This is a genomic window from Brevibacillus brevis (assembly GCF_022026395.1).
Taxonomy (GTDB): Bacteria; Bacillota; Bacilli; order Brevibacillales; family Brevibacillaceae; genus Brevibacillus.
The window spans coordinates 5,595,805-5,612,100 of sequence record NZ_CP041767.1 but is presented as its reverse complement, the minus strand read 5'-3'; the positions used below and the strand labels follow the sequence as shown (position 1 = coordinate 5,612,100).

Here is a 16,296-nt window from a genome sequence, read left to right as displayed (position 1 = left end):
AAACGGAGAGGTGAAAATATGAACAAGTCCTATCAACAATTCCGTCGTTGGCTGGTAATGTGCCTGACGATGATGCTGATTGTTACAGGTGTTATGCCAGCGGTACCAGCTTTTGCGGCGCTGGGTTCCAATTGGAATACTACGTCAGGTATCAAGACACCACCATCTAGCTATGTCATCAGCGGGGGGGGCACAAGTTATAGCGACCCGATTAAGACAAAATCCAAATTGGTATACCAAGTCGAGCTTTTCTACAAGGATGCCACTAAAAATGGCCAAGGTTTTGATGTTTTAATTGATAATGTTCCACTTCCGAACAATCAACTATTTGTAAACGAAAAAATTACACTGCCTGATTTTCAACTGAATAGTAGTGGAGCAGTAACAAAAGTTACAGTGAAGCCAAAAGTAACGGTGGATCCAACGAACGATACAGCAGAGATTTATTTCCAGTACACACCAACCCCTGCTGCTCCAGGAACAGGTCCGCTAATTTTTGATAACGCCGGAGCGGGTAAGCATCAAAGTGACCCTATCAAGGTAACCAATCGAACAGTAACGAATTTAAAATACAAATATACTGTCTCATCCGCAGTGGATAAATCACAAGCTGTCGAAGTTCAGGTAAACGGAGTAACCGTTCGAACCGTAACCGGTTCCGAAGGTACCTTGCCAGATATCGATTTATCTCCTGGTCTGAATGCAGTTCAGTTGTTTGCACCGAATACAGGAGAACGTGCCATTGTATATTACGAGTACAACTCACAGAACAGCCCGATCTCCATTACCAACTTCTCTGGAGGAACGACAGCCTATACTCCAGTGATTTATGGGGACTCAACTATTACCTTGATCGGTACGTATGGAAGTGGAGTAACGGGAAGTAGCTTGAGACTGAAGCTGATTACGAACAACGGCAGCTCCATTCAAGACTTAGCCAACACTGCACCAACGATTAATGGTAGCACTTTTACATTTAATAACATCAGCTTGAAGCCCGGGCTGAATCAGATCGCTTTTTACGAAAAGGTAGGAAATGTAACCAAAGAACACTACCAGTTCTATGTTCAATACAACAACACACCGCTTGTTAGTGATTTGAAAGTAAATGATACACCACTGAACGATCCGAATGTCAACACGAGTCCGACTTATATCACGGTTCCATCGCTCAACCGTCTTAATTTGAATCTGGACGGGAAAGCGCTAAATGCAGATACCGTTGAAGTGAAAAACCTGCGTACAGGTGATGTAGTTAAAACACAGGTGAACCGTACTGGTTCATTTGGATTGAGTGTACCATCCCAGCTTGGCGAAAATACTTTGGAAATCAGAGTCTTTAACCAAAACAAAGAGGTAGGGACCTTTGTTCGTAAGCTGTTAGTCACCACTACATCCTCAGGAAGCTCGGATCAATTTTACAAAGTAATGTTGAATGGAGTACCACTTCTGCCTAACCAGCAAGCGACGATATCAGGTCCAGCAACTTCTCCAGTTATGGCACTGCATGGTTCGGCACTGCTGAAATTTGTAGATATTACTGGTGAGCAGCAGTTCCAAGAATTCAAGGTTACAATTTCCGAAGGTGCAACAAAAAAAGAATACAAGAGTGCCGACGGGGTAGGCTATACACAGATTGGCAACCCGCAAAGTGGATTTACGGAATATGCGGTAAATATGACGACGATACCTGCAGGTAGCTTCGTGGACGGTAAAACGTACAAGGTCTCTTTGAGCTATCAATACCTGACAAAGGCTTCGGATAATTCTGTAACGTCTCCATCGGGTTTCATTAATGTTGCGAATTACGAGTACGAATTCAAATACTTGGATAGCTCTAAGCCGAGCATTTCACAAGTGATTAATTTGGCAAATGCACAAGTATTGTCTCCAACGGCTGCGAATATCATTGTTACTTCACCGTTGGAATTGAAAGCAGTTACGAAAAATATACCAGATCCAACTACTGCAACGATCACGTATAACGGGCAAGCGTTAACTTCAGGAACAGACTATGTAATTACAGCTGGGACAGATGATTTTACGCTTACTCTGAAAAAGCTGCCCCAGGGTCAAGGAAAACTGGTGATTGGATATACTGGTGCAGCGGGTTCATTATCTGCTGCTTACACTCTGGATATTCGCATTACCCCATTTGCTCAAATCACATATGTAGATGCAACTGGACAGGTACGCAGTTTTGAAGATGGATATCAAGTAAAGAGTGAGAATGACATCCGAAATCTCGATGGGAAAGTGTACAACTATGTATTGAAGGGTGGCACCACAAGTAACATTGAGGCAACCTTAAATGGTACAAAAATCAATATTAAAGATAGTGATATTGACACAAATAAAGGTACGTTCCTTATTGCGAAGGATGAGCTGAAATATAAAAAAGGCAACAACGTCCTGAAAATCACCTTGAAAGATGATCCAAAAACAGTATTCACCTATAACGTTTCCTATAACTCATCCAAGACGCCATCTGTCGAGGATGTGAAGCTGGAGATCATCTCCAATGGTGATACTGAAGAGCTGACCAAGAAAGCTGGAGATGCATCCTATAAAACAGGTGCCAACTTCTTGACCAACTTGAGCTTTACTGTAAATGATGCAACACATGTCTACATCGAAAAGAACGGAAAACGGATCAATGATTTCCGCTACAAGAGTGGAGATTGGGAACAAGATACGACGAACCAGGAATACGTAAAAGCGCGCCTGGAAGCATCGTTGAATAATGATTTGGAAGACTTGTTTGACGAGACAAACATTGATTCACAGTCTCGTTCCCGATTTGAAGGGAAGATGAACACGAAGAAATATGGTGATCTTGTTGAAGAAGTACAAGACGCCGTGACAGATGCCAAGGAACAGGAACAGAAACTGGCCCTTTTCCCTCTGACTTTGAAAAAGGGTGGAACAACGGTCTACACCATCGTAGCTGAAGATGACAATGGTACTGTCATTCGCTATGACATCAACATCGATCAGAAATATTCCAGCTGGGAAGTTCTATCCCCAGTAAAAGCAAAAGAAAACGATCCATACGTTATTGTAAATAGTAACAGTGCAGTTGTGAAAGTGTTTGCGGAAAATGCGGACAAAGTATTGTTCGGAAAAACAGAAGCAAAAGTGACCAATACAAGCAATCCTGACTTCTATTACGATGACAAGCAGGGCAAGACCATACCAGAGACTTATTATGTGTTTACATCTACTGTTCCACTTAAAAAAGGTCTAAACGCAATTAAGTTCTCGGTCGTGGTTGGCGATAGCACCTATAAAGACGAAATCAAAATCTACAATGCGAGCTCAACTGTAAATGGTGCAGAATATCGCGATGTATTAGGAAAGAAAACTGCTTTTAGTGTGTTTGATAAGCAATTTGAGCTGAAGTTCCCGAAAGGTACAGTATTGCTGTCGCCAGATGATAGCCGTGCTGGTCAAGAAGTGAAGAATCCAAGCGGAGATATTTTTGTCGATGTACCTCTATACTTCGGTATGGCAGATCGGACAACAGGACAAATATCCATCGACGAGGATAATCTGGAAGAACGACTGGTTCTGGAAGCTAACTTCAACTATGCAAGTCCCCTGTACTATGTAGATGCAGGTGATACAGAAGCCCCGGGTGGTCGTGATCCATACTTCGATGAAGGCGATGCGGAAGACTTCAAGAGTCGTTGGCAAGACAATCTGGTTCCTAGCCTTCGTGGTACAATTACCATCAAATACGACCCATCCATTGTTAACGCAGCGAATAACATCCTGACCGTTTTCTACCACAATGGGGATGAATGGAAAAATATTGGTGGCGTAGTGAGTACAAGCAAAAAGACTGTTACGGTGCCGTTTGCTGGTTTTGGTTATTACATGGTCATGAAAACGAGAGAAACATACGATGATGTCATTCGACATGATTTCGCTCGTGATGCAATTGAGACGCTGTATGCCAAAGGCATCATGCCAGCATACAGTGGAAGCAGCTTTGGGGCTAACCGTGACATGACACGCGGCGAATTTGCAACGATGCTGGTTAAAGCAATGGATCTGCCAATTAACGCTGGGCCATATCGGGATAGCAACGAGCGTGATCCGTTAGAACCAACCTTTACCGATGTTCGTCCGAATCGCAATTCGTGGGATTATGAGTACAAATATATCGAGACAGCTGCTCGTGCTGGAATTATCCGTGGAAAACAACCCGGCTACTTCCGTCCAGATGAAAATCTTACTCGCGAAGAAGCAGCAATTATGATCTCGCGTGCGCTTAATCTCAAATTGGGTACACTCGATGCTTCCAAACTGGCTTTGAACAAAATGTTCTCAGATGCCAAGGATGTTAGTTACTATGCAGCTCCATCCGTACTTGCTGTCAGCAAGGCGAAACTGATGAACGGCGAAATAGATAATCCAGGTGAGAAAAAGTCAACCTACAGCTTCAAACCAACAAACAACCTGACTCGTGCTGAAATGGCTGTCATCACTATTCGTGTGATGGTCCAACTCAAAAAACTGCCTAAGCAGTAAGCCGAGATATTTCGCCATATATAATAGAAGAAAAGCTGAAGAGGTCATCGCCTCTTCAGCTTTTTTCATGGAGAAATTACTCTTCTTCTACATCGCCAACCGCGTCTACAGGAACCTCCACATATTCCTTTTCCCCCAGCACGATTTGAGCTTGTCCGTTTGTCAAATCAACCATCCCTGCGACAAACTCATCCTGTTCACCCTCAGGGATCAGCACATGCGCAGTCACCTTGTCTGTAAAATCCGTACCACTCACGCGATGTTCACCAAGGCGCAGCTCGTTCTCCACCTTGCCCCACCACGTATAGTCCACGCTGACAGAGACTGTCTGATGCAGCGTGTGCACCACGATCTTCGCAGCCTTCAATGCAGTGACGGTTCCAGCTGTATAAGCCCGAACAAGTCCACCAGCCCCAAGCTTGATTCCGCCGAAATAGCGAGTGACGACCACGACCGTATCCTTCACGCCGTTTTTCTTGATGCACTCCAGGATCGGCTTGCCTGCCGTACCGCTAGGCTCCCCATCATCGCTCGAGCGCTGAATCTGATCGTTTTCGCCGATGACAAAAGCAGAACAGTTATGAGTAGCGTCCCAGTGCTTCTTTTTGATCATCGCGATAAATGCTGTCGCTTCTTCCTCAGTGGTAACCCGCTGGGCATATCCGATAAAACGGGAGCGCTCAATAACGATATAGTCCTCACCGTAGCCAGCGATGGTTTTGTATTGGGTAAGCATCGTACAATCACCTCAAGAAAAGGATAGCATGCCAAAGAAATGTTGGCGAACATTGAAATGTTTTTGACACATAATCGTAGTACTCTATGTGGTGCTTGTGGAATAAAAAAGGAAAGGGAGGAGTTCCTTATGATTCCCTTATGAAAATGCTGGTATGGCATAATTTTGCGTGTGAGAAGGATAACTCTGTGATATAGTGATCTTGGGACAAACCACATATTTAATGTGGTTAATAATTTTATGCTCAATATAAAATAAAGGAGTGGAAGTCAGTGAATTTTCCATATTCGAAAAAGAAATGGATGTCTATCAGTTTGGCGGCATTATTAACAACAGCCCTTGGCGCAGGAACCTTGACGGCATCTGCGAATACAGGCTCCGATCAAGCAAAGGCACCTACGACTGTACAAGGATCAAACGATAAAGTAGCAGCTGAGGCAGGCAAAGAGAATACGACAACGCCTGATACTGCCGCAACAGAAGAGTTGACGTTGGATAAAGCGATTGAACAAGCTTTGAAAACCAACGTCACATTACAAAATGCTATTCTGGATGCGAAAAATGCAGATATTAACAACTCGATTACTTACAGAAGCACGGCACAAATGACAGCAGACATGCTGGAATCCTTGGATGCAGCGCAAGCAAAATATGTAAGAAGCGCCCAAAGTGAAATGACGAAGAAGCTGAATGCGCTCGCTGTTAAGTCTACAGAAGGAAAAATCAAGTTAGGTGCACAAGATGCCTATTACAAACTGATTTTTGCTCAAGATGACGTGAATCTAAAAAAACAAAGCTTGGCTCGTGCAGAAGCACAACTGAAAGTAGCCAAGGCTGCATTTGATGTTGGAACGAACGCGAAGACTGATGTTCTTGAAGCAGAAATGGGCGTAGCTGGTGCAAAAGCTCAGTTGACGACTGCGGAAAACAACTTGGAAATTGCCCTGATGAATTTGAACGATTTCCTTGGTGTTGATCTGCAAAAAGAATGGAAAATCGTCTCTGCCAATAAGAAAATGGCTCCAATCTCGATCACCATGGAAGATGCTGAGAAGCAGGCCCTCTCTAAACGTTTGGAAATTACCAAAGCAGAAGAAGAGCTCAAGCTGGCAGAATTGAATGTGAAGCTGATCGCCGAGTATACAGCGGCGTCAACTCTTTCTGGTCAACAAGCTCGCAACAACGTCGAGAAATCGAAGCTTGCCATTGATGAGGCAAAACGTACCGTTTCGAAAGATGTTGCACAGGCATACCTCAACCTAAACGCAGCTCGCGAGGCGATTGATTTCCAAAAAGCGGCAAAAGATTCTGCTGCTGAGAGCTATCGTTTGAAAAATTTGCGTTTTGAAAATGGACTCGCGACGACTTTGGAAGTGATCCAATCGGAAGAAGCGCTGTCTACTCGTGAGAACGAGTACCAAAAAGCTGTCCTGTCTTACAACTTGGCTGTCGTAAACTTTGAAAATGCATTAGGAAATTAACCTAATTCAAGCAAGATTATGAGGTTTTGACCCAAATTGGAAAAAGGTTCAGTCGTGACAGCCCGCCATATGTCCCCTATAATACGGATTGTGGCGGATGTCACTTCGTACATAATGGACAGGTGAATAACGAACCACGAAAAAAACTTTAAATTTTTTTCGAAGGCGCCGCAACTTTTGATTCGCTCAGGCGTTTAATAGGATGTCACACGAAAAACGGGGAATTGTGTAAAAAAGATTCACGAATTCTAGCAGTTGTGTTACACTAGTGATTGTTGCATTTTACACAATACTGAATATACTAGAGATTTTTAACACAAAAAGCGAGGCTTTCCTGCGAAAGGAGGTGACACGCGCTTGCAGGATTCGGGCTTTAAAAAGAAAGATAGATTAACAACAAATATTCCCCAAGAACAATTTGTTTATACTAGAGGAGGAGAACACAAGGTTATGAAAAAGGTCGTTAACAGTGTATTGGCTAGTGCACTCGCACTTACTGTTGCTCCAATGGCTTTCGCAGCAGAAGAAGCAGCAACTACAGCTCCTAAAATGGATGCTGATATGGAAAAAACCGTAAAACGTCTGGAAGCTCTTGGCCTGGTAGCAGGTTATGGCAACGGCGAATACGGTGTAGACAAAACTATCACTCGTGCAGAGTTCGCTACTCTGGTTGTTCGCGCTCGCGGACTGGAGCAAGGTGCGAAATTGGCACAATTCAGCAATACTTACACAGATGTAAAATCTACTGATTGGTTTGCTGGTTTCGTAAACGTAGCTTCCGGCGAAGAAATCGTAAAAGGTTTCCCGGACAAATCTTTCAAACCACAAAACCAAGTTACTTATGCTGAAGCTGTAACTATGATCGTTCGTGCACTGGGTTATGAGCCATCCGTTAAGGGTGTATGGCCTAACAGCATGATCTCCAAAGCTTCCGAGCTGAACATTGCTAGAAGCATCACTTCTCCTAACAATGCAGCAACTCGTGGCGACATCTTCAAAATGCTCGACAACGCTCTTCGCGTAGACCTGATGGAGCAAGTTGAATTCGGTACTGACATTCGTCATGAAATCACGAAAGAAACTCTCCTGACTAAATACCTGAAAGTTACTGTTCGTGACATGGAATGGGCTCAAGAAGCTGGCAACGACAGCGAAGACCTGCCATTGGTAACTAACGTACCAGCTATCGGTCTGGGTAAAATCAAAGCTAACGAAGTTACTTTGAACGGTAAAGATGCTGGTATCGGCAACACTACTTACAAAGTAGCTGACGGTATCAACGCTAACGATTTCGATGGTCAACACGTACAAGTGTGGATCAAAGACGACCGTGAAGACGTAATCGTTTGGATGGAAGGTTCCACAGACCAAGAAGTTATCATGGACCGCGTTGGCGAGTTCACGCTGAAAGGCAAACTTCTGGAAGATCCAAAAGATCTGAGCAACTCTGATCTGGCTGATCTGAAATTGGAACTGGATGCTAGCGAAAAAAGCTACCGCTTCAACAAAAACACTAAAGTAACTTACAACTTCACTCGCTTCAACGATCCAGTTGATGGTTTGAAAGAAATCATCAAGGACAACGCTGATGGCGGATTCACTTTCGGTGCAAAAGTTGTTCTGGACAACAATAACGAGATTGCTTACATCCACGTTATTGACGACCAATCCATGAACAAAGAAGACGAAGGCGTTAAATACGGTTCCGAAGTTATCTCCAAAATCGATGCTGATAAAAAGAAAATCACGAACCGTGATAACGACAAGTTCAACGACCTGGAAGACAAAGAAGAAGGTAAAGACTTCTTGGTATTCCTCAACGGTAAACCAGCTAAATTCAGCGATCTGAAAGAAGGCATGGTTTACAGCGTATACTACGCTGATGGCGACGAAGACAAATTGCTGGTATTCGCTACTGACACAGTAGTAGAAGGTAAAGTAGACAAAGTTGTTAGCCGTAACAACAACGACTACCGCCTGACTATCGGCGACAAAACATACCGCGTTTACGAAGGTGCTACTTTCTCCGATGACGGTAACAAAGATGTTCAAGACATCGACAAAGACCACTGGGATCTGGTTGACAGCTTGGACGACGAAACAGTAAAACTGTACCTGGATGCTTCTGGTCGTGTTCGTCACATCGAAACTAAGGATGCTATCGACGATCGCAAACAAAAAGCAATCATCACTCGTGCAGCTACTTTCAACACAAGCAAAGACACTTGGGATTTCACTGTGTTGACTCAAAAAGGTAAAAAAGTAACTGTTTCCCTCGAAGCTAAAGACATCTATGACTTCGATGGCAAAAACTTCTCCAGAGATGGCAAGTCCGAGTGGGATCTGGAAAACATTCTGGTACCTAGCAAAGACAAAGACACTCTGCTCGTAGAAGTAACTCTTGATGCAGATGGCAAACCAGACAAAGTTGAATTCTTGAAACCTGTTAAGGTTGAAGAAGAATCCGGCAAAGCTTGGGATGACCTCGCAGATGAAGACGACGATATGGTTGGCGACTACGAAGTTACTGACAAAACAGCTGTCTTCAACATGACTGGTGAGTTGGAAACAAACGGCAAACGTGCTGAACTGAAAAACGCTAAAACTGCGAAATTCAAAGACGTTGCTGATGAAAACGACCTGTCCGTAATCTACACTGTAAACGACAAAGACGAAGTAGAAGCAATCTTCGTTGTTGAAGGTGACGGTTTGTCTGGTGACGCTATCTACGGTCAAGTTATCGACTTCGGTCGCGCTGGCGGTAAAGACACCATTAAAGTATGGGTTAAAGAGAAAGATAGCAACAAAATCGTTGAGAAAGAATACAAACTGGATGGCGATCAAGACGATCTGAAAGATGACGACATCCGTCGTAACGACTTCATCGCATTCACAGTTGATTCCAACGACGAAGTTATCGTTGACGATGTAGTTGAAGTAGTTAACAAAAACGCTAAAGGCATGCTCGCAGAAGTAACTGACGAAAAAGGCCTGAGCGATGCAAACATCGACAAATTGACTGTTGGTTTGGTTGATGATGTAAGCAAAGACACCATCACTTACAAAGATGCTGACGGCAACAAGAAGAAAGCTAGCATCAAATCTGCTACAGTTTACTTCGATCTGTTCGATGACCTCGGTGAAGCAGATGGCGTTAACGAAGGCGACTACGTTGTAATGATCGACAGCGGTGACATCTCCGGTACTAAATACGACTTCGTTCTGATCGTTTCCGACGAGAAGACAGTTCGTAAAGAAGACCTGGAAGACGAAGCAGAAGCATTCTTGAAACAAGAGCCAACTAAGGAAGAACCAGGTCAAGGTGACTGGGATGCAATTGATTCCAAACTGACTGGTAAATACGTAGAAGCTGGTGCAGGTATGAAAACACTGGCTGTTACAGCTAAATTGAAATCGGGTGTTAAAGAATCCGATATCGAGAAAGTTGAACTCTACGTAAATGGTTCTAAACTGTCTCAAGATGATATCAAACTGTCCATCAAAGATGGCGAAATCTATGTAGAAGCTATCGCTGAAGGTAAAGTTAACAGCAGCTCCCTCAAAGTTACTAACAAAGAAGGTAAGGCTGACGAAGCTACTGTAACTTACAACGAAGCGTAAGATTACGCTTCAATAGTAACCAGATCTACAGGGTAGTATAGAGGGGGGATTTTCCCCCTTCTGTACTACATACCCTATTAAAAAGAGAACTTCCTATCAAACATACGGAGGGGTAGTACGTGAATAAAAAAGTAGCACTTTCTGTTCTTTCTACTGCAGTAGTCGCAAGCATGGCAGCTTCTGCTTATGCTGCACCACAAGCTGGTGTTTATGTTGGCGGAGATGTTAAAAAGTTTTACTCCACAACAACTCTGTTGAACCTGACTAAAGAAGCAAAAGCTCAATACGCAAAAGATCTGCGTGTAGGTTCTGACAACCTCGTATTCGTACACATCAACGGAAAAGGTGCTTTCTTCTCCGAGATCATCAAAGATGGTAGCGCAACTGCTTTCGCGCAACCACTGAAAAAATCCGACTTCGTTGACCTGTACAAAGTAGTTAAGCCAGATGGCACTTCTACTGAAACTGAAGATGCTAGAGCAAAAGTTGATGGCGATAATACAGGTGAACTGAAAGTTGAATCTGTAAGTGCTATTAACGCTTCTCAGATTGAAGTAAAATTTGCAGCACCAGTGGAGAAAAAGTCTGCTGAAACTCCTGAAAACTACAAGTTAGAATCTTATGCTGGTACAATTGTTCCAACACTGGTGAATGACAAAACTGTAGTTCTTACTCTTGAAGCAGATAAAGTCGCTTCTCTCCAACAAGAGAGCAAAACTTTATCAGTGGACAATATTAAATCTGCTGCAGATACAAGCAAAAAAGTTTCTGCATACTCAGGTAAAGTAAGCTTCTTGGATTTGTCTTTACCACAAGCAATATCCGCGAAGTTGGTAGCCCCTGGTAAAGTACAGGTAACCTTTAATGAACCTGTTTATGTTGCTGGTGGCACAGGTTTCATGATTGATGGAGGACAATATTCTGTAGTAGTAGATGGTGCACCAGATTTTGCTGCTAAAACTATTACGCTCGCTACAGGTTCTCTCTCTCTTGGAGAACATACTATTACAGTGAACCCTGACGGATCCAAGAGTGTTAAAGATGGTGCTGGACTTTTAGTTGCAAAAACTGATGTTAAATTTACAGTTTCTGCTGACACAACAGCTCCAGTGTTAGTCTCTGCTACTGCAACATCACAGTTTGATGTAGTTCTCACTTTTGATGAGCCTATTACAGGAATCGCAGCTAACAAAATCTATCACACTGCTAATACCGATGCTTATCAAGCAAAAGCTGATGCTACGGAAGTGCCTGGTTCAGGTAAAAAACAGTGGAAAGTTTCTTTCAAAAACCCACTTCCAACAGGTACAGTTACGATTAACCTTGCTAAGGAAGCAGTACAAGATAACTTTAATAACAAGAATGCTTCCGTGTTGAGCACCAATGTTTCTATTGTTTCTGATACTGTGAAACCTACTGTCACCGAACTGAAAGTGGTAAGTGGTACACGTTTGACTCTTACTTTCAGTGAAGATGTAGTTGGGGCAGATAGCAAAGCAAACTACAAAATTACTGATAGCACAGGTGCTGCCGTTTCTGGTTATAATGTCAAATATGACAGCACAGATAAAAAGGCCACTGTTGACTTTACTTCTGCACTAAAAGAAGGAAAAACATACAGTATCGAGATTACAGGTATTAAAGACCACGCAGTTGTTCCAAACGAAATTGATAAGTACACAAACAGCTTTACAGTTTCTGATACTACACCTCCATCTGTAACTGAGAATGGTCTGTATGATCTTGCAAACAGCAAAATCACAATCTTCTTCTCTGAAGCAATGAACGGTACTCAACTCTTAGATAAGAGTAAGTACACATTGTCTGCTAAAGGAACACAAGTTGCATTGCCAGCTGATGCTCAAGTAGTTATTGGACCTAATAACTCTTCCGTATCTATCACACTGCCATCAGCAGTGTACGATTCGCAAGGCAATGATATCAAAAAAGATATTGATTTTGTGATTGTTGGACAATTGACTGACCTTGCTAATAACAAAACTGCTAAGGTATTTACGAATGTTAAAGTTAATAATCCAGCTGGAAAAATCGATACAGTTGCAAACTCTGCCATTACTGTAGACAAGAATACAGTTAAGTTTACTGTAAATAAGCCATTGAAATCTGTAGCAGCTGCCGACTTTATTGTAGGTGTTAATAATGTTGAGTTTGCCAAATACGAGAATCAAACGCTTAAAGATGGTACCTATGGATCTGTTGTTACTCTTCAAGTTAAAGAAGCCTTTGCCACAGATGCTAAACCAGTAATTAAAACAAAAAATGCTGAACTGTCTACAATCTCTTTGTATGGTGATACTTTTGCTAAAGATACAACTTTGGCAACAGCTATCGATGGTTTAGCTCCTGAGTTTAAAGATGTCAATCGCGACAACGCTGTTAATGCTAAAGATCTGGAACTGAAGAAAGATGCTAAGGGTAATGTTGCATCTGTGATCGTTTCCTTTACTGAAGCACTGAAACCATCCACAGTAAGCCTTGAAGATTTTGAAGTACCAGGCTACACTGTGGGAGATGTGAAGCTTGTTGATGAAACAAAAGTTGAGATTGTATTGGGTACAGCTGCTGAACAAGGCACAAGTTTCAAAGTACGTTTTGTAGGTAGCGTATCTGATAAGGAATCTAACGCATATGCAGGAAATGGATTCGAGTTTACTGTAGGTGCTGAAGAGAATCCAGTTAATAACGCACCAACTGTTGCTTCCCCAATTACTGATACAACTGCAACTGTTGGAACTGACAAAACTGTAGACCTAAGTACAACTTTTGCAGATAAAGACAATGATAAATTGACTTTGACTGCAAAATCCAGTGATGAAGCAAAAGCAACAGTAACCGTTAGCGGAACCAATATTGTTGTTAAGCCTCTTGTTGCTGGTGAAACAACTATTACTGTAACGGCTGAAGATGGTAAAGGCGGTAAAGTAGACACTACTTTCAAAGTAACAGTCAGTGATCCTACTCCTGCAAATCAAGCTCCTGTAGCAAAAGCAGGAATTGATCAATCCAAAGCTGCATCTGATCCTGCTTTTGAACTCAGTGCTTCGGATCTCGCTACAGATGCTGATGCTGGTGACACCTTGACAATTATTGGTACACCTACTTCTAGCGATGACACTAAAGCAGCAGTTGCATTGAAAGATGGCAAACTGGAAATTACACCAAAAGCTGCTGGTGAAACTACAATTAAAGTTGATGTAACAGATGGTAAAGATCCTGTCACTGTAACGTTTAATGTAACAATCTCTTAATAAAATCACGAAACGTTACTTCATAAACTCATTACCTGAGTGAAAGAAGTGGAGAACGACCCCTAGACAACTTTCGTAGCGGTCTAGGGGTTTTCTCTAACTATCTTGTCAAATAGATTGGTGCAATTCCAATCCGTGAGAACAGCCTATGACTCATGTGCTTAATCCTCCTGCACGAAAAGCAGTCCTATACCAACTGCTTCCCGTGAAGTCAGGTGAAGTCGTACTTGTTGAGAGGCAAGGCGGGGCTCCTTAAAAGTTGACTATGGTCAGGGGACGAATCCATGGTGACCCAATACGAGATAGCTGTTGTTAGGTAATGAAGCGCTAGGGGTTTAACAACAGTCGATGTACGCGAGATCGTACAGACGAAACAGGAACATTTCAGGCTGTTAAACCTGTTTTTCTCGGATTGTATAGTGGGGACCTAAGGTCAGCAAAACAAGGGATAGACAAGGTGGAACGTTTGAAGTCTTATCAGAAGAGGTGGGTTAGCACCAGTGAGGCTGATAAGATGGCAGCGGGTTCGTAGTAGTGTGGATGGCTTGCCGTTTGAACCCGTAGTGGTAACACAGGCGGGGAGGAGAAAACTGGCCGGAGCGAAGGAACCCAGTCAGCGGATAAGAAGGATACGAGAACTTACAATGGGCGTTGTAGTTTCTCAAGCCTACAAATGAACGAATTCCAAAAAGGATTGCAGAGAGATCATTTCTGCAGTCCTTTTTTGCGTTTTATCCTGCTTTAAGAGCGGCTGCCAGTATAGCTCCTTAAGATGATTATGTTTGTGAGAAATTTGTGAGAAGCATTTGATAGGATGAAGATGCCCATTGTAAGACGTAACATTTCCTTCTTCGCTGATGGAACGCCGTATGCGATGAAAGTCGCCCGTACGGTGTAGGCTCGTTATAACCCCAAATTTCAAACGGGATAAGACGAGAATAGCGAGATTGTCTGGAATGCGAAGGAAGTAGTAAAAGGTATGGCACCAACTGGTGGTAGAGAAGAGACCAATCAGTTGGAAATTTTAACAGGTGCAAATAAAGAGGGAAGGATTCAGGTAGTATTTGATGATGGTCAGATTCGAAAAGACATTATTCAATCGGTGAACATGAATGACAGTACCTCAACGATCTTTTTCCAGCTATATGATGCGATTTATCAAGAATTAAAAGCAGATTATAATATTACAGGAAGTGGTATGACTATTTATATTAACGAACCAACACAAGAGGCAGACAAGGATATTACCATCACGTTAGAAGATCTTGACGCGACGGGTGTCACTGGAGTAGGTTCAGAATGGAGAAAGGGAGTTGCTGGTACAGGCGGGGTAGCTGAGGTGAATGAACTTGAAATTACTGAGGCTGGTTCTGGCTCGAGGGATTTGAGTGTTAACTTTACCGATGGAAACTATTTGAATGAGACGGCGACTGTTACCCTTCAAGGTACAGAAACATCTGCTGAAATTGCAGACAAAATTGGATCTGCTTTTCAAGCCCTCAACAATGGAAAAGGGATATTCCGTCAGAATATCACGGTTTCTGGCACGAAAGTAACATTTACGTCTACGAAAACAGTAACAGATCAAAATATTACAATTACAGTTACCAGTAATTAGTTTTCAATCAGAAGCTTTTAAATCCTTAATACTTCACAAGAGTCTGCCTCACAGAGGCAGGCTTTTTCTTTCGTAAGAAGGTAAGCGAAATGAGTGCCAAAATCCCTTGGGTAATGTAGGGCCAATGCCTCTATTGCAGCGATTCGCTATGCTTGTATGAATATAAAAATAAAAGCCTTCATATCCCGTAGTAAATCACAGGGATTAGAAGGCGATTTGACTTACACTTTACCAATCAATGTACTGATCTCTCTCTCATATCCATATCGCTTGAAAAACTCAATCAATGCCACAGCGAATATATCTCTCTGACTAATATTTTTTTCCTTACTGTATTCGCGGACCATTTGATCGAGTGTATTTGTCATATGAACGGATTTCGTAACAAAGACTCCAGGTACTGCATATCGAGGAACTTTACCTGATTCCGAGCCAGGAACGATTAGATCGATTAGACGGCCTCTGTTGCGCTCTAAAAGCTCGAGTAGGGAAAGATACTGATCCATCTGGTTCGGACCCGTAAGGCCAGTTCTAGACGCTACAAAAGGCTCCTCAAGTTCTTCCAGCGGGATATCCATAGAAGGATTCGATTCTGCTTCCTTATGGACCAATTCCTTATCGGCCAGTTTTCCGTATTCCTTCACATAGTTCTTCGTATCAGAACACCACTTGTATCCTTTTGCCCTCATATATGTTGCCAGTTCCCGATGATCCTGAAAGCCCATACGTTTGGCAATCGTCTTCGCATCTGCTCCTTCTTTCTGAAAGAGCGAGAGGATCGTCGACTCCATTGAAGACCTCATTAAATCTTTGCTTGGGTCCCACTTCTCGGTACTTGTATGTATAGGTACATAGGCTTGTTTATAACGATCCCACATAAAGTTCTTGCGACGCATGTATATATCTAACGTCTTGTAATTCTTATGTCCCAATTCCTTCGCTAGCTCATCTCTCGTTTTTCCCTCAACCATGCCGCGCAATATCTCGTTGACACGCTCGTCATAGATTGGTTTTTTCTCTGTACGTATATCCACT

Annotated in this window: 7 protein-coding genes; 5 read left to right on the top strand and 2 right to left on the bottom strand. The window is 42.7% G+C overall.

Annotation, left to right across the window (positions count from 1 at the left end; genetic code table 11):
- Positions 1-18 precede the first annotated feature (18 nt).
- A complete protein-coding gene (locus tag FO446_RS26460; protein ID WP_232773928.1) occupies positions 19-4,536 on the top strand; it encodes an S-layer homology domain-containing protein in 4,518 nt (1,505 codons plus the stop codon).
- A 76-nt stretch (positions 4,537-4,612) separates the two neighbouring features.
- Here the strand turns inward: FO446_RS26460 and FO446_RS26455 are convergent, their stop codons facing one another.
- Positions 4,613-5,272, bottom strand: coding sequence for a YigZ family protein (locus tag FO446_RS26455; RefSeq protein WP_237899527.1), 660 nt, complete (start codon positions 5,270-5,272; stop codon positions 4,613-4,615).
- 272 nt (positions 5,273-5,544) lie between these two features.
- Here FO446_RS26455 and FO446_RS26450 point away from each other — a divergent pair, with 272 nt between their 5' ends.
- The 4 genes from FO446_RS26450 to FO446_RS26435 all read left to right on the top strand — a co-directional run bounded on the left by FO446_RS26450 (position 5,545) and on the right by FO446_RS26435 (position 15,261).
- Complete coding sequence (locus tag FO446_RS26450; RefSeq protein ID WP_237899525.1) at positions 5,545-6,753, top strand: TolC family protein; 1,209 nt, start codon at positions 5,545-5,547, stop codon at positions 6,751-6,753.
- Positions 6,754-7,203: 450 nt separating this feature from the next.
- Positions 7,204-10,374, top strand: a complete 3,171-nt coding sequence (locus tag FO446_RS26445; RefSeq protein ID WP_237901096.1) for an S-layer homology domain-containing protein — start codon at positions 7,204-7,206, stop codon at positions 10,372-10,374.
- Between the two features lie 119 nt (positions 10,375-10,493).
- Entirely contained in the window at positions 10,494-13,643 is a 3,150-nt protein-coding gene (locus FO446_RS26440; protein WP_237899523.1) for an Ig-like domain-containing domain, read from the top strand.
- A 979-nt stretch (positions 13,644-14,622) separates the two neighbouring features.
- The gene (locus FO446_RS26435; protein WP_237899521.1) at positions 14,623-15,261 is read left to right on the top strand and encodes a hypothetical protein; all 639 of its coding nucleotides are present in this window, start codon (positions 14,623-14,625) and stop codon (positions 15,259-15,261) included.
- A gap of 221 nt (positions 15,262-15,482) precedes the next feature.
- Here the strand turns inward: FO446_RS26435 and FO446_RS26430 are convergent, their stop codons facing one another.
- Positions 15,483-16,295 carry a hypothetical protein gene (locus tag FO446_RS26430; protein ID WP_237899519.1) on the bottom strand — a complete coding sequence of 271 codons (813 nt, stop codon included), beginning with the start codon at positions 16,293-16,295 and terminating at the stop codon, positions 15,483-15,485.
- Position 16,296: the final 1 nt, after the last annotated feature.

What these genes read in the sequence shown, in the direction of transcription:
- FO446_RS26460 (WP_232773928.1), top strand. Translation starts at nt 19, where the DNA reads ATGAACAAGTCCTATCAACAATTCCGTCGTTGGCTGGTAATGTGCCTG.
- FO446_RS26455 (WP_237899527.1), bottom strand. Translation starts at nt 5,272, where the DNA reads ATGCTTACCCAATACAAAACCATCGCTGGCTACGGTGAGGACTATATC.
- FO446_RS26445 (WP_237901096.1), top strand. Translation starts at nt 7,204, where the DNA reads ATGAAAAAGGTCGTTAACAGTGTATTGGCTAGTGCACTCGCACTTACT.
- FO446_RS26435 (WP_237899521.1), top strand. Translation starts at nt 14,623, where the DNA reads ATGGCACCAACTGGTGGTAGAGAAGAGACCAATCAGTTGGAAATTTTA.